Source organism: Curtobacterium sp. MCSS17_006 (assembly GCF_003234215.1).
GTDB lineage: Bacteria > Actinomycetota > Actinomycetes > Actinomycetales > Microbacteriaceae > Curtobacterium > Curtobacterium flaccumfaciens.
Genome location: NZ_QKSO01000014.1, coordinates 66,854 through 87,202, shown reverse-complemented (window position 1 = coordinate 87,202; position 20,349 = coordinate 66,854). Strand labels below are relative to the sequence as shown.

General features: G+C 66.3%; 16 protein-coding genes. 7 read left to right on the top strand and 9 right to left on the bottom strand.

The window, feature by feature from the left end; genetic code table 11:
- Positions 1 to 22: 22 nt before the first annotated feature.
- Positions 23 to 898, top strand: coding sequence for a hypothetical protein (locus tag DEJ21_RS13795; RefSeq protein WP_146247791.1), 876 nt, complete (start codon positions 23 to 25; stop codon positions 896 to 898).
- Between the two features lie 54 nt (positions 899 to 952).
- Here DEJ21_RS13795 and DEJ21_RS13790 read toward each other — a convergent pair whose 3' ends face one another.
- Complete coding sequence (locus DEJ21_RS13790) at positions 953 to 1,846, bottom strand: excalibur calcium-binding domain-containing protein (RefSeq protein ID WP_258375072.1); 894 nt, start codon at positions 1,844 to 1,846, stop codon at positions 953 to 955.
- Positions 1,847 to 2,322: 476 nt separating this feature from the next.
- Between DEJ21_RS13790 and DEJ21_RS18020 the strand changes: the two genes are divergently transcribed.
- The 5 genes from DEJ21_RS18020 (at position 2,323) to DEJ21_RS13770 (ending at position 8,641) form a co-directional block, all read left to right on the top strand.
- On the top strand, positions 2,323 to 2,952 hold the full coding sequence (locus DEJ21_RS18020) for a 6-phosphogluconolactonase (protein WP_146247790.1): 630 nt from the start codon (positions 2,323 to 2,325) through the stop codon (positions 2,950 to 2,952).
- Between the two features lie 112 nt (positions 2,953 to 3,064).
- Positions 3,065 to 5,590 carry a DUF262 domain-containing protein gene (locus DEJ21_RS13785; RefSeq protein ID WP_111224957.1) on the top strand — a complete coding sequence of 842 codons (2,526 nt, stop codon included), beginning with the start codon at positions 3,065 to 3,067 and terminating at the stop codon, positions 5,588 to 5,590.
- A 16-nt stretch (positions 5,591 to 5,606) separates the two neighbouring features.
- The gene (locus DEJ21_RS13780; protein ID WP_146247789.1) at positions 5,607 to 7,187 is read left to right on the top strand and encodes a hypothetical protein; all 1,581 of its coding nucleotides are present in this window, start codon (positions 5,607 to 5,609) and stop codon (positions 7,185 to 7,187) included.
- Positions 7,188 to 7,475: 288 nt separating this feature from the next.
- A complete protein-coding gene (locus tag DEJ21_RS13775) occupies positions 7,476 to 8,045 on the top strand; it encodes a hypothetical protein (RefSeq protein ID WP_181435898.1) in 570 nt (189 codons plus the stop codon).
- Entirely contained in the window at positions 8,024 to 8,641 is a 618-nt protein-coding gene (locus DEJ21_RS13770) for a hypothetical protein (RefSeq protein ID WP_181435897.1), read from the top strand. Before DEJ21_RS13775 ends, DEJ21_RS13770 begins: the two co-directional genes overlap by 22 nt.
- 24 nt (positions 8,642 to 8,665) lie before the next feature.
- Here the strand turns inward: DEJ21_RS13770 and DEJ21_RS13765 are convergent, their stop codons facing one another.
- The 3 genes from DEJ21_RS13765 to DEJ21_RS18320 form a co-directional block, all read right to left on the bottom strand.
- A complete protein-coding gene (locus tag DEJ21_RS13765) occupies positions 8,666 to 13,453 on the bottom strand; it encodes a type ISP restriction/modification enzyme (protein ID WP_111224953.1) in 4,788 nt (1,595 codons plus the stop codon).
- 58 nt (positions 13,454 to 13,511) lie between these two features.
- Positions 13,512 to 14,546: a 5'-nucleotidase gene (locus DEJ21_RS13760; RefSeq protein WP_258375071.1), complete on the bottom strand. Its 1,035-nt coding sequence runs from the start codon at positions 14,544 to 14,546 to the stop codon at positions 13,512 to 13,514.
- Positions 14,547 to 14,690: 144 nt separating this feature from the next.
- Entirely contained in the window at positions 14,691 to 14,843 is a 153-nt protein-coding gene (locus DEJ21_RS18320; RefSeq protein WP_181435896.1) for a hypothetical protein, read from the bottom strand.
- Between DEJ21_RS18320 and DEJ21_RS13755 the strand changes: the two genes are divergently transcribed.
- Positions 14,836 to 15,957 carry a hypothetical protein gene (locus tag DEJ21_RS13755; RefSeq protein ID WP_146247788.1) on the top strand — a complete coding sequence of 374 codons (1,122 nt, stop codon included), beginning with the start codon at positions 14,836 to 14,838 and terminating at the stop codon, positions 15,955 to 15,957. The two genes, DEJ21_RS18320 and DEJ21_RS13755, sit on opposite strands and share 8 nt — an antisense overlap.
- On the opposite strand, the gene DEJ21_RS13750 is transcribed toward DEJ21_RS13755, so the two are convergent.
- The 5 genes from DEJ21_RS13750 to DEJ21_RS18315 all read right to left on the bottom strand — a co-directional run bounded on the left by DEJ21_RS13750 (position 15,947) and on the right by DEJ21_RS18315 (position 20,305).
- Positions 15,947 to 16,345, bottom strand: coding sequence for a (deoxy)nucleoside triphosphate pyrophosphohydrolase (locus tag DEJ21_RS13750; RefSeq protein WP_258375070.1), 399 nt, complete (start codon positions 16,343 to 16,345; stop codon positions 15,947 to 15,949). The genes DEJ21_RS13755 and DEJ21_RS13750 overlap by 11 nt on opposite strands.
- A gap of 72 nt (positions 16,346 to 16,417) precedes the next feature.
- Entirely contained in the window at positions 16,418 to 16,801 is a 384-nt protein-coding gene (locus tag DEJ21_RS13745) for a very short patch repair endonuclease (RefSeq protein ID WP_258375069.1), read from the bottom strand.
- Between the two features lie 94 nt (positions 16,802 to 16,895).
- The gene (locus tag DEJ21_RS13740; protein WP_111224948.1) at positions 16,896 to 18,407 is read right to left on the bottom strand and encodes a PTS transporter subunit EIIC; all 1,512 of its coding nucleotides are present in this window, start codon (positions 18,405 to 18,407) and stop codon (positions 16,896 to 16,898) included.
- 45 nt (positions 18,408 to 18,452) lie between these two features.
- Complete coding sequence (gene murQ, locus DEJ21_RS13735; protein ID WP_111224947.1) at positions 18,453 to 19,391, bottom strand: N-acetylmuramic acid 6-phosphate etherase; 939 nt, start codon at positions 19,389 to 19,391, stop codon at positions 18,453 to 18,455.
- A gap of 8 nt (positions 19,392 to 19,399) precedes the next feature.
- Complete coding sequence (locus DEJ21_RS18315; protein ID WP_181435895.1) at positions 19,400 to 20,305, bottom strand: MurR/RpiR family transcriptional regulator; 906 nt, start codon at positions 20,303 to 20,305, stop codon at positions 19,400 to 19,402.
- Positions 20,306 to 20,349 lie beyond the last annotated feature (44 nt).

Here is a 20,349-nt window from a genome sequence, read left to right as displayed (position 1 = left end):
CGCGGAGGTCACGACTGTCGCGATGAACGGAGCGCGTGCAACGGGGAAGTCGTTCTACATCGCCGTCGCTGTCCAGCAGCTCGGACATCTCCTGGCGCACGTGAACTCCTCGGTCGACTACGGCAACGAACGCACCCGCGACGTCTACACGAGCGTTTACGAGCGGCCTCTCTACGAAGAGCTCGGCATCATCGCGCCGACGCCACGTGCGGACACGGCGAACTCCTACCAGCGGGATCCGATGATCTTCCGTCTCGGGATCATCAACGGCGCGCTGCGGTACCTCGTCATCCGCGACGTCGCGGGCGAGGAGATGGAGAACGCGTCAGCAGACGCGCAGAACCTCTCGTTCCTGCGCCACGCGGACGCGGTGTTCTTCATGTTCGATCCGCTGCAGATCAGCGAGATCCGCGAACGTCTCCGTGACCTCGTCCCGCCGCAGCTCACGACGGGCGGTGACCCGAAGGTGGTGCTCGGCAACCTGCTCCGGCTGATGGGCGACTCGTCGACGCGTCTCGGCGTCATCGTCTCCAAGTTCGATGCGCTGCAAGCTCTCCGCGACGTCGATGACGTCGACTGGAAGGCGATCATGTCGAACCCGGGCTCGGCGATGCAGCGGGACCCGAGTCTTGACACCGGGACGTTCGACAAGGAGGACAGTGAGCTCCTCAGTCTCGAGGTTCGGAGCCTGCTGTTCACGCTCGGTGCGTCCGGGTTCGTGTACACGCTCGACCAGGCGAATGCCGGTCGCGGTGTCGACCACCGCTTCTTCGCGGTGTCGGTTCTCGGAGATTCGCCGGACGGCGACACGCTCAGCCGGTTCGGGATCTCGCCCTACCGGACCGTGGACCCGCTCAAGTGGGTGCTCCAGTCACGGGGTGTGCTGCTCGCGCAGTGATGGACTGGAGGGGCGGTGCCAGCTGACACCGCGCCTCCGTTCAGATGTCGGTCGCTACTCGCAGCCGACACCGTCCCCATCGCGGTCGAGCTTGCGTGAGTACCCCGGATCTCCTGCGCGGATCGGAGCAGCGCCTGCCGCACGGACCGCATCGCAGTTCGCGTAGAACGCCGTTCCGGCCGCGGGAGCGGCCGGCGCCGGCGCGTTCTGTTGAGCTGCAGCGTCTGCAGCCGCCTGCTGCGCGGCCGCGTCTGCCGCGGCCGCGTCTGCCGCGGCAGCGTCTGTAGCGGCCTTCTCCTGCGCTGCGGCTGCGGCTGCGGCGTCGGCCTTCGCCTTCCGGTCTGCTTCGGCCTGGACCTGCGCAGCCGACGGCGATGCGGTCGACGTCGGGACAACCGACCTGACGTCGACCGACGACGCCGTCGGTACCGGATGCGTCGGGCACGTCGCGAGGATCCGTGCAATCGCATCGTGCTCAGCCGGTGCCAGTGAGAGCTCGTACTTCGCCTTGACCGCGACCTGGTGCGCGACGTACGCGCAACGGAACGACTTGTTCGCGGGGAGCCAAGTGGCCGCGTCACCGTCGCTCTTCTGCTGGTTCGACGGGCCGTCGACCGCGAAGAGGTTGACCGGGTCGTTCGCGAAGGCCTCGCGCTGGGCCGCAGTCCAGGCGTACGCGCCGGTGCGCCACGCATTCGCGAGCGGCACAACGTGGTCAATCTGGACCTCGGCGGACGTCTCCCATCCCCGCATGAAGTGCATCGAGACCGCGGTGTACGGGGACACCAGTGTCCCCGAGGTGACCTCGCACGTGCCGTCGAGCACCGTGTCGGTCAGGTCGCGAGCGAGGACGTCGTCACGCGTGTCGCACCCGTTCCCGTCCACGTCCGCCCACGCCACACCGAACGCCTCGCGCTCGTAGCCAGCGGCCGCCGCCTTGCCCTTCACCGTCAGTGCCGCGAGGACCGCGAGGGCGGTTCCTGGTTCGGGGGTTGGAGTCGGGGTGGCCGTCCCCGTCGTTGACGGCGTGGTCGTCCCGGTCGGTGAGCCCGTCGGGAGAGCGACCGTCGTCGACTCAGGAACGAGGGAACCGATCAAACCGAGGACCGCCACGAGCGTGGCGCCACTCCCGGCGAACCACCACGGCCAACGGCGTCGTCGCCGCTGCTTCGGGCGCGATGGGTGCGGCTCGCTGAACGCCGATCGGGTCAGCGGTGGCCCGGGGTACTGCGAGGTCGACTGCTGTGCCGGCTCGTCCGATCCGAATCCGAATCCGAACGCCTGGTCTCCTCCGTCGGAGGAGCTGTGCTCGCGTCCGTCGCGGGCTCTGCTCACGGGTGTGCTCCAAGGTGTTGAGGGCTGCTCCATTATTGTGCTGAACAGCACTGACAGAGGACTCCCCATTCGGGGCGGAAGGAGCGGCGATGTGGGTCGTTGCCGACGGGATGGACATCGAGTTCGATGGGTACGTCTGCACCCTCAGCGCACGATCGAGGTTCTCCGCCTGGACCATAGGAGGACGAGAGCGGAAGCTGCGGGTTGCCCAGATCAGCCACCTGGCCGTCACGCGTGGACGGTCAGGAGCGATTCGACGATTGGCTCTTGCGTTGAAAAGTGGTCGACTCGACCTCTACTTCACCGAGGTTCCCAAGGCGAATGCAGCTTTGCTGAGAGACGCCCTCCTGTCAGCTGGAGTGATGCCGGCCGAACGGATCTCGTTGTCGGGCGACGTCACTTCGTCACCGCCCGAGTCCGCTCACCCTCTCGTTGATGACGGCCTCGCCGGTCGACGCGAGGTCGAGCGTCGGTTCGCCCTCGTCCTGGCGAAGCTTCTCGAGCAGCGAGCGCTCACGGCCATCCCCGACGAGTCCGTTCGGATCCGCCTGACCAATGCTCCGACGGAGCAGACCGACCATGGGATGAACTTGACGTCAGTCATCCGCGAAGGTGAAACCGAGCGCAACTCGTCGAGTGGGCGGCCTCGAATCCGGCTGCGTCTCGAGGCGGAGCTCCAGCCGCCCTACGATTTGTCGGAGACGCGCGGAGTGGAATGAGGTCGTCGAGTCTCGACTTGCGGATTTCCGCGACGAAGCCGCTCGTCTGGAGGGGTACTCCGTCCGCGGTTGAGCTCATCCGTAGAATCACGCTCGAGACTTAGGGGAGTACATGGACGTACGCGAGACGACGCTGCAGGAGCTGCTCGGCGGACCGAAGCAGTACCTGGTGCCGCTCTACCAGCGGCCCTACGCGTGGGAGGTGCGTCAGCGGAAGCGCCTGTGGAGCGACATCCTCGAACTTGCCGAGACCCGCCGGACGAACCCGAGTGCGACGCACTTCATGGGCTCGCTCGTGCTCTCGACCGGCGCGATCGTGCCGACCGGCATGGAGTTCCTCGTCGTCGATGGCCAGCAGCGACTGACGACGTTGTCGATCCTGTTGTGTGCGCTCCGGGACTACCTGCGGGTTCACCAGTCGGAGCAGCCGATGATCGCCGAGAGCATCCACGAGCAGTACATCGCGGACCGCTTCAAGCCCGGTGACGCACGCCTGAAGCTCCTGCCGACCCAGGCCGACCGCGACCCGTTCCGTGCAGTCGTCGACGGTGCCGTCGGCGCTGACTCGACGTCCGGGGTGGGCGACGCCTACTCGTTCTTCCGGCGCGAGCTCGAGCTCGCCGACGACCCGGACGATCCGTACGACATCGAACGAATCCGCGAGGCCGTGCTCGGCGGTCTGAGCTTCGTCTCGATCACCGCTCGTGACGAGGACAACGTCTACCGGATCTTCGAGTCGCTCAACAACACGGGGCTCCGACTGACGCAGGGTGACCTGGTCCGCAACTACCTGTTCATGCGCCTCGGGTCCCGCGGGGAATCGGTGTACTCGTCGTGGTGGCTCCCGATGCAGCGCCGGCTCAGCGTCAACGACCTCGAGCTGATCTTCTGGCTCGACGCCGTCGCGGACGAACCACTGCTGAAGCAGGGGGACATCTACAGCTACCAGCAGGCGCGTCTGGCGAAGATGGACGACGAGCAGATCCTCGCGGAGATCGAGCGGTTCAGCCGTCTGTCCGAGCAGCTCGAGGTCATCCGCGATCCTTCCCGCGAACCCGATGCTGCCGTTCGAAAGCACCTGCAGCACCTGGCCGAGTGGGCATCGACAACCACAGTGCCGCTCACGCTCCGGCTTCTCGCACGACGCGCTGCTGGTACGAGCAGTACGGAGCAGGTCGCGGGCGCGCTCGCAGCTGTCGAGTCCTACATCGTTCGCCGGACCATCGGCGGACGCTCGGGCCAAGGGCTGAACCGGACCATCCTGCAGGCGTGCGGCGTCCTTGATGATCGCCCCGTCGACCAGGTCATCGTCGATTACTTCTCGACCGGGCGGAAGTACTTCTCGACCGACGACCAGATCCGCGAGGCCGTCCGCACCCAGCCGTTCTACCTGCGTGGCCTGCGCACCCAGCAGAAGCTGATCCTGAAGTGGGTGCAGGAAGAGCTCAACGCGAAGGAGCCCGTTGACGTCGAGAAGTCGACGATCGAGCACATCCTTCCGCAGACGCTGACGCCGGAATGGCGTGCAGCACTCGACGTCGACCTCGCCGACGACGAGACGATCGACCTGGTGCACGAGCAACTCGTACATTCGCTGGGCAACCTGACCCTGACCGGGTACAACTCCGAACTCAGCAACCGGCCGTTCCCATCGAAGCAGGACGATTTCCGGAAGAGCAGCTTCAGTGGACTGAACCGACTCGTGCTCGAAGCTTCGACGTGGGGTCGAGCCGAAGTCCTCGCTCGCGGTGAGTGGTTCGCCGAACGGATCGTCGAGCAGTGGGCCGGCCCGAACGAGCGGCTGCAGTCGTCGGACACCGGCCGCGACTGGTCGCTCGTGCACCAGGCGATCATGGCCATCCCCGCCGGCCACTGGTCGTCGTACGGCGACGTCGCTGCTCTCGTGGGCACGCACCCGGTGCCCCTGGGTGTCCACTTGGCGAGCCACGAAGTCATCGGCGCACACCGGGTCCTCCAGGGCGGCGGCACGATCTCGCCGGGATTCCGTTGGTCGGATCCATTCGATGAGCGTGACCCCCGGGCGGTGCTGGAAGAAGAAGGGCTGCGATTCTGGACAAACGGCGCTGCTGACGAGGCGGCCCGACTCTCGACTGCGGCGCTCGCCGAACGTGTCGGCCTGGTCACGGAAGGATTCAACGGGACGGATGCGGTGTCCGACGGCACGTTCATGGGGCAGTTGTCAAGCGCGAACCCGCCGACGACGTTCCACGCGGTCTCCGAGCTCTTCGCCGCGTGGAAGGAACTCGGCGGCACTGTCGAGTTCGGGTCGAGTCGGGAGAGCAGCGCGTTCATGACGGCACCGCGACGATCCGAGGAAGGTCCGTCGCACTGGCCCTTCGCGATCTACCCGATCTCGGGGAGCGTCGAAGTGGTGTTCCAGCACCTGCGGGTCCGCCCGCCGTTCGATGACCTCGCGCTGCGCGAAGAGTTCCGTAGCCGACTCAACGCCGTGCCCGGGATCGACTTGGCCGCCGGCAGGATCGACAAACGGCCGTCGTTCCCGATCGACGTGCTGACTGCCGCCGCCGCTCGGGAGCAGGTCATCGAAGCCCTGCGATGGTTCGTCGACCAGCTCGTTCCCACCACCCTGAACCCTGAAAGAAGTACCGATGAGTGATGAGCTCCACGACGACGTGCACGGCGACGAGCTGCGGAACGAGGAGACGCCCTCGTCAGCACTCGTCGAGTTCGAGGACGGTCTCGCCATCTTCTTCGGCGCCGAGATCCCGGACGGTCTCGAGGTCGTTCCGTTCTCGTTCATCGACGAGCCAACGCTTCGCGCAGTCTCGACGGCCGTCGGGAACGCCGTCGGCCTTGGAAGCGTCGGCGCGCAGGGCGTCAACGCAGCGATGCAGGCCCAGGGACTCGTGCGACTGGCACCTCAGACTCTCGAGGCGCTCAAGACGGCGACACCGATAGTCAAGGACGGCTGGAACCTCGGGACCCTCGCGAGCGGCGGCGGTTCGTTCACAGCGTCGGTCCGCTGGCTCCCCGCCACTGCAGCGACGACTGCCTCGGTCCTCGCCTCGATGGGGCCCGCGATCACGTTGATGGTCATCCAGTTCCAGCTGAACCAGATCGCTGCCGTTGCCCAGCACAATCTGGAACTGACCTCGAAGGTGCTGCAGGTCGTGCGCCAGGGCCAGTGGTCTGCGGTGACCGGACACTACGAGACCCTCATCCGCGAACTGCGGCACGCCCGACGGATCGGGGAAGTAACCGACGCCGTCTTCGCTGAGGTGCGTGGCTACCAGGGTGAGCTCACGTCGCAGTGGGATGCGAACAAGCACGCAGTCCAGCGATACGTCGACGAGCTCGAGAAGAAGATCGGGCACAAGGACCGCCAGCAGTACCTCGCCGACAACGGACAAGCGATCATCGCCGACGTCCAGGCGCTGCTGCTCTCGCAGACATCTTGGTTCGTCTATCAATCGCTCCGCGCCGGCCACTTGTTGCGGAGTGCGAAGACGAACGACGCAGACGCCAAGCTGCTCGACGGCTTGGTGACTGATGCCCGCGATCTGCACGAGCAGTCGCTTGCGCAGACGGACGAGCTGCTGGACCAACTCGCTCGTGAATTTGCGATCATCGCCGAACTACCGGGCAAACGGACGTTCAAGATCGGGGGTACCGCACGAGCGGCGAAGGAGTCGCACCTCATGGTGCGTGAGCTTCAGAATGCCCTCGGACACATTCGCGGCCTGGAGGCGGCCCCTGACCGAGAGCCCCTTCAGCTTCCGTCCTTGCTGGTCTTCGAGGGCGACGTTCCGGAGGAGCTCGTTCGGATCCTCCCGTTCCGTCTCCAGCCCGGGGAGCAGGTCCTCGCGCTGGCGGACGTCTCGTTCGACCGGATCACCCTTCCGCGTCTGAGCGACGGTTGGGTTGCCGTAACCGACCGACGGCTGCTCCTGACAAAGCAGGACTCGTTGCGACGGGTTGGTGCGATCGACTCCGAGTTGAGCCTCGCGCACATCCGGTACGTCCGACGTTCGGACGCTCCGGAGCGGCCACCCGTCGTCGAGATCATCACCAAGGACGCGGACGTGACCCTCCGCTTCCCCACGTGGGCGAAGACGGGTGCAACGCGCCGATCCGCGGCCGACTTCGGGGAATTGATTGCCAGCTTCATGAACTTGCCCGCGGAGGAGATCCCGGCGGTCAGCCTGCTCGAGATCGCCGCTTCAGATGAAGGATTGCGCTCGGTTCGAGGCTGATCCACACAGCGGCGTCGACCTGCTGACGCGCCTCAATGCGCAGATCCAGGAGCACGATGCGAAGGTCGTGCCGTCGTTCTTGATGCGCGATCTCGCTGGGGACCGGTCTGCAGGATGTGTGGCGGTACGAGATCCTGCCGCTCCTGGCGGAGCACCACTATGGCGAAGGCGTCGACCTGGAGGCGTGGTACGGCCTGGCAACGCTGCGTCGCCAGGCGACGCGCGACGCTGCGGACGGGGCCGAAGGTGTTTCCTTCGACGATTGAGCTGCGGGAAGCAGACCAGCCGGTGGTGCACCGGCTGCCGCGCGCGGTGGCGGTCGGTCTTGCCTCAGCGAACATCGCGACGGTCGCGCCGACGCTCGGCGCTGACGAGTACCGCGTGAGCGGTGTCCGGAAGGTCGGCGTCGCGCGGATCGCCGGGCACACGGTGTGGTTGAAGCCGAAGACGCCGGTGCGGCGGCTGTTCGTGATGCTCGGGTACGCCCGTGCCGGGAGTGCGATCTGGACGGAGGACGACTTCGGGTTCGACGAAGACGAGGACCTCGTGCCGGCGTTGGCGCACGCGTTCGTACAGCAGGCCTCGCGGGCGTTGGCCGGTGGGCCGCTCCGCGGGTACGTCACGCGCGAGGATGCGCTGCCGCTCGTGCGTGGCCGGTGGCGGATCGGGGACCAGCTGACCCGGCGGGGTGGGCAGCCGCTGCCGGTCGAGGTGTCGTTCGATGACTACGTCGAGGACATCGCCGAGAACCAAGTACTGCTGACCGCAGCGACGCGGTTGTTGCGACTGCCGGTGTGCCGGCCGATGTGCTCGGGGCGCTGCGGCGGATCGCGCGGGTGCTCGACGGGGTGTCGGTGATCCCGGTTGGAGCTCCGGTGCCCGTGGTCCGGTCGGATCGACGGAACGCGCGGTACTCGTCGGCGCTCGCGTTGGCTTCGCTCGTGCTGCCAGGGTCCTCGTTCGAGCAGCGTGCGGGATCGGTCGTCGCGTCGGGGTTTCTCGTCGACATGTGGTCGGTGTTAAAGGACTTCGTGTCGGCGGCCCTCCGCGAGGCGTTCAAGCCGTACGGGGGAAAGCTCGTCTCTCAGTACGCGTCGACGCTCGACGTTGGGGGGACAGTGAAGATCGCGCCGGACCTCGTATGGCTCGTCGACGGGGAGGTGCGGGCGTGCATCGACGTGAAGTACAAGGTGGAGAAGCACGGGCAGTACCCGAACGCCGACCTTTACCAGATGGCGGCGTACTGCCGGCGGTTCGGGTTGAGGGAGGGGTGGCTCGTGTACGCCGGAATCGGCAACGAAGATTCGTCGGCAGAGTTGACGAATGGTCCGTTAATCAGGCGCAGTCCGGTCGATCTCGATCGGATCGGAGTCGCGTCTCAACCTGAATTCTTCCGATTCAGCGCGCAGGTTGCGGGCGAGCCGCTGTTGAAGGAATCCCGGCCGACGTCGTGAGCGCGTCGGCGGGGATTCGCTCCACTAGAGAGTGGCGCCGCCGCGGTACTTCAGAGCGGGAAGCGCCCCGACGATGCGAACCGTTTCGACACTGACCGTGACGATGCGTTGAATCAGCTCGACGATGTAAGCCGGGTGGCCGTGTTCGGTGCCCCAGTCGTTGGGGTCGTTGACGATGCCGGAGGCCTTGTCGGTCTTGACTTGGTAGCGCTCGAGGATCCAGTCAAGGGCCGATCGCGAGCCGAGCTTGTAGTCATGCGCCTCCGCCGGGATGCCGGTGATCGTCAGGCCCGGCGCGACCGTGATCTGTGTCCGGTCCAGGCTGCCGGGCTTCCCCCCGTACTTCATCTTTGTCACTCGGAGCTCAGCAGGCACAGGACTACTGAAGGCCAACGGGTACAGCGGCGCGGACTCATACCCGATGTGCAGCTCGGACAGCGCCCGTCCGGCGTCTGCGAACGAGCGGAAGTCGGCGGGATCGGTGAGCTCCGGGATGCGCGGGAGCATCTTTTTCAGGTCTGCGTCGAACTCACGCCGGTAGTCCTCCGAGTGCAACAGTCCGTAGGCGGCGAAGAACACGTCGTCGGCCGTCACGTCCGCGCCATACAGCTTCCGATGCCGAGTAAGCGCGGTGTCGGTGATGTTGTCGCGGCGCTGCGGCCCGTCGAACATCGCGAACGCTCCGTCCGGTTGTTCGATGTCGTACACGTATCGCGGGAAGAACTGACCAGTGTCCAAAGTGTGAAGGTCAGGCAGAACGTCCGTCGCGAGCACTGCGAAAGACGGGAAGTGCGTCGACGGTGAGGTCAGGTAAAAGCCTTGGTTGCGCTCCCCTGTGGGGAAGTAGGCCGTGTGCTGCGCGGGGCGGTGGATGAGGCGCGGATCGAAATAGAGCTGCTGTCGACTGAAAGGGCGGTACATGCTCGTTGTGATGTGAGCGTTGTCAACGCCGATCCGTTCCTCACGTTTGAAGCGAGCTAGCAGTGACGACGTCCAGCTGACCCGTTCGGTATTCGTGTCGATGAAGTCCTCGACAGGTTGCGGTCGGCCTGCCTGCTGCCAGCGGTCGAGTTCAGCGTTATACGCGTCGATCATGCGGTTGACATTGCCGCGCAGTGCCGGCTCGGACGAGTTGTAAACCCAGGCATCCCGGTTGGTCTGAAGCCCCGCTGAGAAGCTACGGAAGATTGCCGACTCGGGCGCCTTGCGGTCCCCGATAGCGGTGAAGGTCTCGAAGACGTCGTTCCGTTGGTTGATCCAGTCGCCGTGCTCGTTCGGGGCGATCTGCTGCCACGGCACGCCGTCGGAGTCGCGGTACTGGTCGAGGAGGCCGAGCTTGTCGTCGCGGCTCAGGTAGTCGCCGATGTCGCGGTAGTGGATCGCGCCGGAAGAAGACCGGTCCGGGTTCTTCACCAGCAGTGAGATAGCGACGGAGGCGCGGCTGCCTGAGCCAAACACCTTCCCGCCTTCGCGTCGGGACTCCTCACCAGCGGTGCGTTGATTGCCGCGGAGGTTGAGGATGTAGAGCTCGGTGAATTCGTCTTGGAGGGCGAGGCGGAGGCCCGCTGCGGTGTTGCCGTCGAGGAAGCCGCCGTTGGTGACGTAGGCGACGATGCCGTGGTCCTTGATCCGGTCGGACGCCCAGCGGATGGCGCGGATGTAGGAGTCGTAGAGGCTGTTCTTGTTCTGCCCGGTCGACCTGGCCGCGTAGGTGTTGGCAATGCGCTTGTCGAGGTAGGGGTACTTGAGGTTCTGGTTGTTGTCGTTTGCGGAGTCTTGCCCGGATGAGTAGGGCGGGTTGCCGACGATGACACGGATGTCGAGGGCGTTCTGCTGCTTGACGCGTTCGTTGTTGTCGCCGAACACGCCCTGGTCGTCGTAGGTGTCGTCGTCCTCGGCGGTCTGGAATGTGTCGGTGAGGACCACGCCGGGGAACGGCACGTACTCGCCGCCCTGGAGGCCGTTGTAGGTGGCTTCGATGTTCACTGCGGCGACGTAGTACGCGAGCAGCACGATCTCGTTCGCGTGGAGCTCGTGCCGGTACTTGTGTGCCAGGTCGGCCGGGGTGATGAGGCCGGATTGAAGGAGGCGGATGATGAAGGTGCCGGTGCCGGTGAACGGGTCGAGGACGTGGACGCCGTGGTCGGTGAGGCCGGCGCCGAAGTGGTCGCGGGAGAGCCGGTCGGCGCTTCGGAGGATGAAGTCGACGATCTCGTTGGGTGTATAGACGATGCCGAGCCGTTCGGACGTTCCCCGGAAAGCGCCGGTGAAGAACTTCTCGTAGAGCCGTTTGATGATCGTCTGACGGCCGGAGGCGTCGGTGATGCCAGCGACGGTTCGTTGCACGCCGGCGTAGAAGCCGGCGAGGTCACTGGTTTCGGTGGTGAGGTTCTGCTCTTCGAGGGCGTCGACCATGCGTTGCATGACCTGCGAGACCGGGTTGTGGTCACTGAAGGCGTGGCCGGCGAAGAGGGCGTCGAAGACGGGTTGGGTGATGAGGTGCTGTGAGAGCATCTCGATCGCCTGCGGTTCGGTGACACCGGGGTTGAGGTTGTCCTGCAGGCCCTTGACGAAGCGGGTGAACTCGGTGCGGAGACTTTCGTTGGAGCCGTCGACGAGGCTGGTGATGCGAGCGATCTGCCGACCGGCGATTTCGGCGACGTCTTTGGCCCAGTTTTCCCAGTAGTCGCGTTCGCCGACCTTGTCCACGATGCGGGCGTAAATGGCGTTCTGCCAGTCCGCGCCGAGGACGCTCATGTCGAGCGGGATCTGCGACGTCTCCGGTGTCGCCGTGCCCGGTGCGGGCTCGGGGAGGTCGGCGTCGGTGTAGTTGGTCGCGATGACGGGACCGGTGTCAGTGCGGCCGTTTAGATCGATTTGTTCGATCTTCGCTTCGAAGCGTTCATCGTGCGCACGAAGTGCGCGGAGGACGTCCCAGACGACCTTGAACTTGGTGTTGTCGTTGAGCGCTTGCTCGGGTGACTGTCCCGCTGGTACTGCGATGGGGAGGACGATGTAGCCGTAGTCCTTGCCGGGGGCTTTGCGCATGACGCGGCCGACGGACTGGACGACGTCGACGGGGCTGTCGCGAGAGTTGAGGAAGATGACCGCGTCCAAGCTGGGCACGTCGACGCCTTCGGAGAGACAGCGCGCGTTGGTGAGGATGCGACAGACGTTCTCACCTGCCGTGTCGGCTTTCAGCCAGTCGAGCTTCTGGTTGCGTTCGAGGATGTTCATGCCGCCGTCAACGTGGTCCGCTTCGAGGCGGAACGTCTGCTCGCCGCCGTCGGCGTCCCGGTCTATGCGGCGTCCGGCGATGCTGTCCGCGCGGACGCCCTCGACGCCGTCGTAGCCGTCAAGGTATCCGCGTACGGTTTTCGAGTCGGCGATGGAGCGAGAGAACGCGACAGCACGGCGCAGCGGCTTGTGCGCGTTCGGGGCGGTCGTGTCGATGCCCTGCACGCCCCGCTTGGCGAGGCCGTTGTAGATCCCCACGATGCGGGCAGCGTCGGGGATGTTCAGTTCCCCGTCGGCGGCAAACGTTTCCTGGAACGCGGATCCGATGGAGTCCTCGTCGATGGTGAGGACCAGGACCCTGTAGTCGGTGAGTAGGTCCCGTTCGACGGCTTCCCCGAACCCGAGCCGGTGGAACACAGGCCCGAACACGGCTTCGTCGTCCATCGAGTACAGCACCGCCGAGTTCTCATCCGCCTGGCTGCGGGCGGATTCGGCGTAGATCTTCGGCGTCGCGGTCATGTAGAGCCGCGCCTGCGTACGGATCGACTCGTCCGAGTGCACGCGGAGAAACGCCGACTCTTCCGCGCCTTGCCGGATGAATCCAGCGGTGCGGTGTGCCTCGTCGCAGATCACGAGGTCGAAGTCGGCGAGACCCTCTGCTTGGGCCTTCGCGATCACGTCAATTGATTGGTACGTCGAGAAGAAGACGGTCAGTCCGTCGGGCGCCGAGCTCTTCGCGACCTCTGTGAGGAGCTGCGTGGTGTTCGTCGTTGCCGGGTATGCAAGGTCAGCAACGGTGAAGTCCTCCGACACGCGCCCGACCTTGCTGTCGGAGCAGACCGCAAAGGCGCGAAGCGGCATCGCGCGTTCTTGAGACCATTCCCGCAAGGTCTGCGACAACAATGCGATTGAGGGAACGAGGAACAATACGTTGCCTCCGCGCCCGGCGACATCCTCCGCAATCCGGAGGCTTGTGAAAGTCTTGCCTGTTCCGCAGGCCATGATCAGCTTGCCCCGCGCCGACTCGGCAAACCCGGCCCGCACGGCGTTCAGTGCCTCGACCTGATGCTGGCGGAGCATCTTCTGTTGCGGGGCTGCTAACGAATCGGGGTGGTCGAAGGAATACTCGGACCAGTCGATACCGGAGTGTTCAAACTCTTCAATCGGGATCTGCGCGGTGGGCAGCTGCTGATCGACGAGCGCTTCGAGCGCGTTCTTCCCGAGTGGGGCGGTGGCTACGATCAGGCGGGAAGAGAACGCCGCCTTTCCCGACGCGGTGAAGAACGAGTCGAGGTCGCCCTTCTGAACCGTGTTGCCCGGGTCGTGGAACTTGCACTGGATGGCGCACAAGCCACCACCGTGGCGCTCCCGTGCAACGAGATCGATCCCAGTGTCGGTCTTGCCGTTCCGGTCAGGCCAGTCCTGCCAGAGCCACACCTCGTCGAAGCGAGCCGTCCACTTCGGATCGGTTGTCAGGTACGCACGAGTCAACCTCTCGAAGAGGCGGCCTTTGGTTCGCTTGTCCGGAGCGATGGTTGCGTAGACGTCGAGCAAATCGTGGATGGACATGACCATGACGCGGTTCCCCTTGAGGTGCGGCCGGCACGAAGACCGGGTTGGAGCGAGATCGAGACTAGCTGGCTTGATCGACCGGCTGGTCCTGCGGCTCGCTGATCGGCGGCTCTTCCGCGTCGACAACAGCGTTGGGAGGCGCTCCGTTCGCTGCGTTTACGACTCCGAAGGGGACGTGGACACTCGGGACTTCGTTCGCTGCGCCGCGCAAGTGATCGACCTGGTCGTCGAAGAAGATGTGCGGACGAAGAACTCGCAGGACGCGTGCTTTCTCGACGCCACCGAGGAAGAACGCATCGTTCACCCGGAGGCCCCAACCCTTCAGAGTCCGAACGACTCGTTCGTGAGCCGGCGCATTTCGCGCGGTCACGATCGCGACGTGCACGCGACGGTTGTACGTCGCATCGGTTCGAATTAGGTCCTCTTCGATGTCCTGAATGCGATTGATGCCGCGCAGGAACTGTGCCATCAACCCCTCCGGCATCGCTTCCTCGACGTGGGAGGCCTCGTTCTCGTGGAAGGTCGCAAGGTCGGAGGCCTGCATGATGATCTCGGAGGAGTCATCTGTGAGGACGCCGTCGAAGTCGAAAGCGATGCGCAGGTCGCGACCGGCTGAATCCTCTGCCGGCGTGCCGACAACGCGACCAGCAGGCAGGCCTCGGTCGATCGCAGCCCGCACGTCGTCGTCATTGGCGGAGAGGAACAACGACATGTTGAGCGCCTCCATGTATTCGTGCGACGACCGGCCCTGCATGAATATCGCCCTAGAGATTGCGAGGTCGTGCGCTTCGAGAGACCGCATGACTCGAAGTCCCGTATCCGGGTCGTTCCGGGAGAGGACGATCACTTCGACCAACTGCTCACCGTCTGGGCCGAGGTCGTTGAGAGAGAGCAAACGTCGAATGAACGGGAATGCGACACCCGGGAGAAGCGTGTCGTCGAGGTGCTCTTCTTGGTACTTACGGTACTCGTCCTCGCCGTGCTCGAGGAAGACCTTATGGGAATCGGACAGGTCAAAGAGCGCGCTCGAGGCGACGCCGACGACCAACATCTCGTCTAGAGGAAAGGGCATTTCTGTTCCTTGTTCGGTGCTCATTCTGAGCGGGTTGGACGTGTGTTGCGAGGAAGGGAAATCCTTGACAGTGCTCAGTGAGGGTTCGTCCCCACCCAAAGCCCGTACCTCGCACGCGTCATGCCCACGTGCAGCTCCCGCCGCTCCCGCTCGGCCTCGCTCATCAACTCAGGGGAGTTGAGCGGTCTCGGCCTCGGTGCGCTCGGCGATCTCGTAGCGTCCCGCCTGCTGCTCAGCGTCGTCCGCCTGCCGCCGGTGTTCGTCGGCGCGGCTGCGGAGTCCTCGAGCTTCTGCGCCTGCAGAGGTTCCGGCGATGGTCATGGTGGTGCTCCCCGAGGAGTGTCCTGATCACACCGGCGTGCCCCTCGAACGCTCCGGTACTGCGACATCCTCTCTCGTGAGCAACCGTCAAGGGAGCTCCCCGTTCTGGGGGCTGCTCAGCGTTCGAGCAGCTCGTCGGTCGTCGCCTAGCGTTTCCATAACGAGGGGAATGGAAATGGTCTGGGACATCCCGATCGGCACGAGCATCGGACGGCGCCAGCTGCACAGCCGTCTCGGCGGTGGCAGCTGGCAGGACGGCATCACGCGTGTCGTGAAGACGAACGAAATGCTCGTCTTCACGAACGATGGCGGCGGGGAACATGGCTACGGCGTGCACGAGGGCCTCCGCGGTGACGGCCTGTTCCGCTACAGCGGGCAAGGACAGAACGGCGACCAGAAGCTGACCGGAAACAACAAGGCGTTGGCGGATTCCGAGGCGCTCGGTCGCCCCATCCGAGTGTTCCGGGGTCAGGGGACCGTGACCTACGTCGGGAGCTTCGCGCTCGCTGATCCGCCCTACACCTGGGAGCGCTTCCCCGGGACCGGCTCGTCTCCTCAGCGGGACGGACTGGTGTTCAACCTCGTCGCCGTCGACGCGGACACGTCGCTCTTGCCCGCCCTCGTCGACGAGGCCGGCGACCCTTCCGGCCGCGCGTCAGCGATCGGTGCCTCTTCAGCCGCGTCCGCCTGGCAACCGCTCGACTTCAGCGAGTACCAGGTGCGGCGGGTCAACCAAGGCGAGTCGGTGCGATCCGTCTCCCGTCGCGAGTTCGAGCTGCAGACCCGCTTCGGCGAATGGCTCCGCGCTCGGGGTGAGGACGTGCAGGTGCTGCGTCTCACGGACGACGGTGTGACGATCGTGCCCGATCTCTACGTCCCGACGATCGGCCAGGTCGTCGAGGCGAAGAAGTCGACCGCGCGGGCCTACGTCCGAACCGCGATCGGGCAGGCGCTCGACTACGCGGCGGTCGCGAGACGTCACGGTCTGGCGGTGACACCGGCGGTCCTCCTGCCTTCCGAGCCCCAACCCTCGATGTTGGAGCTGTGCACCTCGATCGGGATCACCGTGTGGTGGCCGATATCGAGCGGTGGCTTCCGGGAGGTCAGGCCGTAGCCGCGGCTCTGCTCAGGATCCTCACTGTGGGCAGATCTGGCTCGGCCCAACCGAGCGAGCCGAGTTCGGCGGGGAGGACCCAGCGCAACTCGTCGTGGTCCGTGCTCGACGTCGGTCCGTCCGCGGCCCAGGCGACTCGGTATGTGGCGAGGTCGATGTCGACATTGCCGACACGGGTGAGGGAGCGGTCGATCGGTTCGCCAACGACGACGTCAAGACCGAGCTCTTCGTGGAGCTCGCGTCGCAGGGCTTCGGCAGCGAGCTCTCCCGGCTCGACCTTCCCGCCGGGGAACTCCCATTGGCCCGCCGCTGGTCGATCACGTGCCCTTCGACATGTGAGTACGCGACCGTCAGGCCGAGTGAGTACGCCGGCCACGACCTCGATCATGCGTTCCATCCTGCCTGAGAAGCTCAACGCGGTACGAACGATCGCACTCCACTGATCCAGGGCGTGCTCGACTCAGGCGGCTGCATCCTCGGGACGGTCGTGCTCCCAGAAGCGCAGCACCCGCCAGCCTTCCATCACCAAGATCGCCTGGTTCTGTGCGTCCCGCTGACGATTGGCGAGCAACTTCCGACGCCACAGCTCGGCGTTCGCCTTCGGAAGCTGGGCGTGCTCCTCGCAGAAGTGCCAGAAGCACCCGTCGACGAAGACCGCGATCCGTGCACGCGGGAACACGAGGTCGGGTCGAACGCGGCACTGGCGGCTGACCTGACGATCTACGAAGAACCGGCGGCCGCGCCGGTGCAGCTCTCGGCGAAGCGCGAGCTCCGGCGCAGTGTCCCGCCGACCGAAGCGAGCCATGTGCCGCCTACGAGCATCGTCTGCTTCCCACTTCTCCACGCTCTGATCCTCGCGTGGCGACTGTTCGGGCCAGGATCGGAGCGATGGTCTGTGAACGGATCGGCAGTGGATCGCTATGTGGAGGAACGGGCGATCAGCGCGAGTCGGCCGCGGTCGCTCCGACTGGCGAGACCGGCACGTTCAGCGGTGCATCCGGAGCGACAGGGTCTCCCGGCGAAATTGCCGACTGCGCATCCAGATCCGCCCGCACCGACTCCGACACCCCGAACAACAACGTCGCCACGAACCCCACGACGTACGCCACCACGAGCCCCGACCCGTACCCGAGCAGCGCCCACCCGTAGCCGGACGATCCGTTCAGCAGCGGGATGAGCGACAGGTCCGAGGCCCCGATGGCAATCGCCCCGACGGAGTGCCCGAGCTGGTCGAACAGCCCGACGACACCGCCACCGAACGCCCCACCGATGCACGCGGTGATGAACGGCCGCCCGAGGGGAAGCGTCACACCGTAGATCAGGGGCTCCCCGACACCGAGGAACCCGGCCGGCAGTGCACCACGGATGGTCCGCACCAGCGAGGCGTTCGACCGGAACCGCACCCACAGCGCGATGCACGCACCGATCTGCCCGGCACCACCCATCGCCAGTACCGGCAGCAGCACGGTCCACCCGGTCTGGTCGATCAGGGTGGTGTGGATCGGGATGAGTCCCTGGTGCATCCCGGTCATGACGAGGGGCAGGAAGAGGCCTCCGAGCACGAAGCCGGCGAAGGCTCCACCGTTCGCGAGCAGCCAGGTCGCAGCAGTACCGATCGCGACCGAGACGACACCGGCGACGGACATGAGCACGCCTAGGGTGATCGAGCCGGCGACGAGCACGGTCACGGTCGGCACGACGATGAGCGCGATGACGTCCGGCGTGACCCGGCGCATGAAGCGCTCGACGTAGGCGGCGAGGATGCCACCGGCCAGCGCTCCGAGCACACCGCCCTGCCCGGGAGCCAGGGTCTCGCCGAACACCGTGACGTTCGCGACACCGGCCGCGACGATGATGCCGCCGACCGCACCACCGAGGATGGGCGTGCCGCCGAACTCCTTCGCGGCGTTCATCCCGACGAACACGGCGAGCAGCGACAGGAAGCCGGACGAGAGCACGCCGAGGAACGGCGTCAGCGCAGGCACCCACCCCAGGTTCGTCAGGATGCCGTTGATCCCGGCGATCAGCCCGCAGGCGATCAGTGCGGGGATGAGGGGGATGAAGATCGCTGAGATCTTCCGGATCGCGCGCATCGTGCGCCCGTCGGCGCGGGACCGCGCGGTCGCCTTGATGGACGCACCGCGAGCAGCGAGCTCCTCGGGCGATGCACCAGGCCCACCAGCCGCAGCCGGCGGGGCGGCCGCGCGCAGGGCCTCCAGGCCGTCGGCCACGCGGTCGACGAGACCCGGGCCGAGCACGATCTGCAGGTTCGAGCCGGCCGCGATGGCGGCCATGACACCGTCGGTGGCCTTCAGGTCGTCGAGCGCGACGGACGAGTCGGACACGACCTCGACCCGCAGGCGGGTCATGCAGTTCTCGACGTCGGCGATGTTCGCGGAACCGCCGACGGCGTCGAGGATCTGCTGGGCGAGTTGCTGTGCATCGGGCATTGCTGTGCTCCTCGGGGGAAAGGAAACGGAAAAGGGGAACGCGCTCTACAGCACGGCGCGCAACGAGCCGGCAGCAGCATCGAGGCGCTCGCGGGCATCGGCAGCCGAGGCGCCGGTCAGGATCACGGCGATGGCGGTCTTCACCTCGCCGTCCGAGGCGTCGAGCGCTGCCTGGACCTCGGCGGGGGGAGCGCCGGTGACGTCCTGCACGAGCGAGAACGCCCGGGCGACGAGCTTCGCGTTCGTCGCCCGCACGTCGACCATGCGGTTGCCGTACGTCTTGTGGCTGCGCACCATCGCGAGCGTGGTGAGCATGTTGAGCACGAGCTTCTGCGCGGTGCCCGCCTTCAGACGGGTCGATCCGGCGATGAACTCGGGGCCGACGACGACGTCGATGGCGATGTCCGCCTCCCGCCCCGCGGCCGAGTCGGGGTTGCACGCGACGGAGACCGACAGGGCGGAGCGGCGCCGTGCCTCCAGGATGGCCGCGATCACGTAGGGCGTCCTGCCGGACGCGCTGATCCCGACGACCACGTCGTCGGCCGTCAGGCCGAGCGCGTCGAGGTCGCGGACGGCGGCCGCTTCGTCGTCCTCCGCGCCCTCCACCGCGGTGGTCAGGGCGGGGTCGCCACCGGCGATCACGCCGACCACCTGGCTCGGGTCGGTACCGAAGGTGGGCGGGCACTCGCTGGCGTCGAGGACGCCGAGCCGGCCCGGCGTGCCGGCGCCGACGTAGACGAGTCGGCCGCCGCGCGCGAACGCTGCGGCGATCGAGTCTGCCGCCAGGGCGATGGCCGGGAGGCACGGCTCCAGTGCCGCAGGCACGCTGCGGTCTCCGGCGTTCATGCGCTGGGCAGCTTCCAGCGTGGAGATCGTGTCGATGTCGTCCAGCGAGTGGTCGGTCGCCTCGGTGGTGAGGGCCGCGAGCTCGTCGCGGAGGGCGTCGTGGGTCTCGGCTGCGTGGGGTTCGTGCGTCTGGTTCATGGTGGTGCTCAGTTCCGGTGGTGGGTGCGGACGGCGTCGCGGCTGCGGGCGAGGAGTGGCTGGGAGCGCTCGTCGGTGCGCTGCGCGACGACGATGAACAGGGTGTCGACGATGGCGAGCTGGCTCATCCGGCTGCCCATGGCCGCGGGGCGCAGGGCACTCTCGGCACCGGCGACACCGAGCAGGACGTGGTCGGCGGTGGTGGCGAGCGGGGCGGCGGCGTGGCCGGTGATCGCGATGATCGTGGCGTGCTGGGCTCGGGCGGCGTGGGCGACCTCGAGGGTCTCGACGGTGGAGCCCGAGTGGCTGACGAGCACCAGGACGTCGTGCTCGCCGATGACGCTCGCCAGGGTCAGGGCGTTGTGCGGGTCGTCGGCGATCGAGCTCACGATGCCGATGCGTTCGAGCTTGAGGTGCAGGTCTCGGGCGACGATGCCGCTCGCGCCGACGCCGTACAGGACCACGCGGCGGGCGTCGGCTAGTTTTCGTGCTGATTCGTCGAGTGCGTGCGGGTCGAGTGCGGCGCGGGTGTCGGCCATCACCGCGCGGACGTCCTCGGTGACCTTCGCGATGACGGTGGCGACGTCGTCGTCGACCGCGACCCCGGCGTGGATCTCGGTGGACTCACGCTCGTGGATCCCGCGTTCGACAGCGCGGGTCATGCTGCGCTGCAGGGCGGCGAAGTTCGCGAAGCCCAGGTGCTGGGCGAACCGGGAGACCGTGGCGGGGGACACCCCGGCTCGGCCGGCGAGGTCGGTGGCGTTCGTGGTGGCCGCGGCTGCCGGGTCGTCGAGGACGGCGTCGGCGATGGCGCGCATGCTCGACGGCATGCTCGCCGACTGGGTGCGGACGAGGGCGAAGGCGTCGGCGCGCTCGGATCGCTCGGATCGCTCGGGCCGCTCGGTGATCGTCATCCCGCCATGAAAGCGTCTTTCGTGAGCGAGCGCCAGTGTTGAAA

Excerpts from the sequence above, each read along its gene's own strand:
- DEJ21_RS13785 (WP_111224957.1), top strand. The coding sequence starts at position 3,065 with ATGGACGTACGCGAGACGACGCTGCAGGAGCTGCTCGGCGGACCGAAG.
- DEJ21_RS13795 (WP_146247791.1), top strand. The coding sequence starts at position 23 with ATGAACGGAGCGCGTGCAACGGGGAAGTCGTTCTACATCGCCGTCGCT.
- DEJ21_RS18320 (WP_181435896.1), bottom strand. The coding sequence starts at position 14,843 with ATGACCATCGCCGGAACCTCTGCAGGCGCAGAAGCTCGAGGACTCCGC.
- DEJ21_RS13740 (WP_111224948.1), bottom strand. The coding sequence starts at position 18,407 with ATGCCCGATGCACAGCAACTCGCCCAGCAGATCCTCGACGCCGTCGGC.
- DEJ21_RS13750 (WP_258375070.1), bottom strand. The coding sequence starts at position 16,345 with ATGATCGAGGTCGTGGCCGGCGTACTCACTCGGCCTGACGGTCGCGTA.
- DEJ21_RS13755 (WP_146247788.1), top strand. The coding sequence starts at position 14,836 with ATGGTCATGGTGGTGCTCCCCGAGGAGTGTCCTGATCACACCGGCGTG.
- murQ (WP_111224947.1), bottom strand. The coding sequence starts at position 19,391 with ATGAACCAGACGCACGAACCCCACGCAGCCGAGACCCACGACGCCCTC.
- DEJ21_RS13760 (WP_258375071.1), bottom strand. The coding sequence starts at position 14,546 with ATGAGCACCGAACAAGGAACAGAAATGCCCTTTCCTCTAGACGAGATG.
- DEJ21_RS18315 (WP_181435895.1), bottom strand. The coding sequence starts at position 20,305 with ATGACGATCACCGAGCGGCCCGAGCGATCCGAGCGATCCGAGCGCGCC.
- DEJ21_RS18020 (WP_146247790.1), top strand. The coding sequence starts at position 2,323 with ATGTGGGTCGTTGCCGACGGGATGGACATCGAGTTCGATGGGTACGTC.
- DEJ21_RS13765 (WP_111224953.1), bottom strand. The coding sequence starts at position 13,453 with ATGGTCATGTCCATCCACGATTTGCTCGACGTCTACGCAACCATCGCT.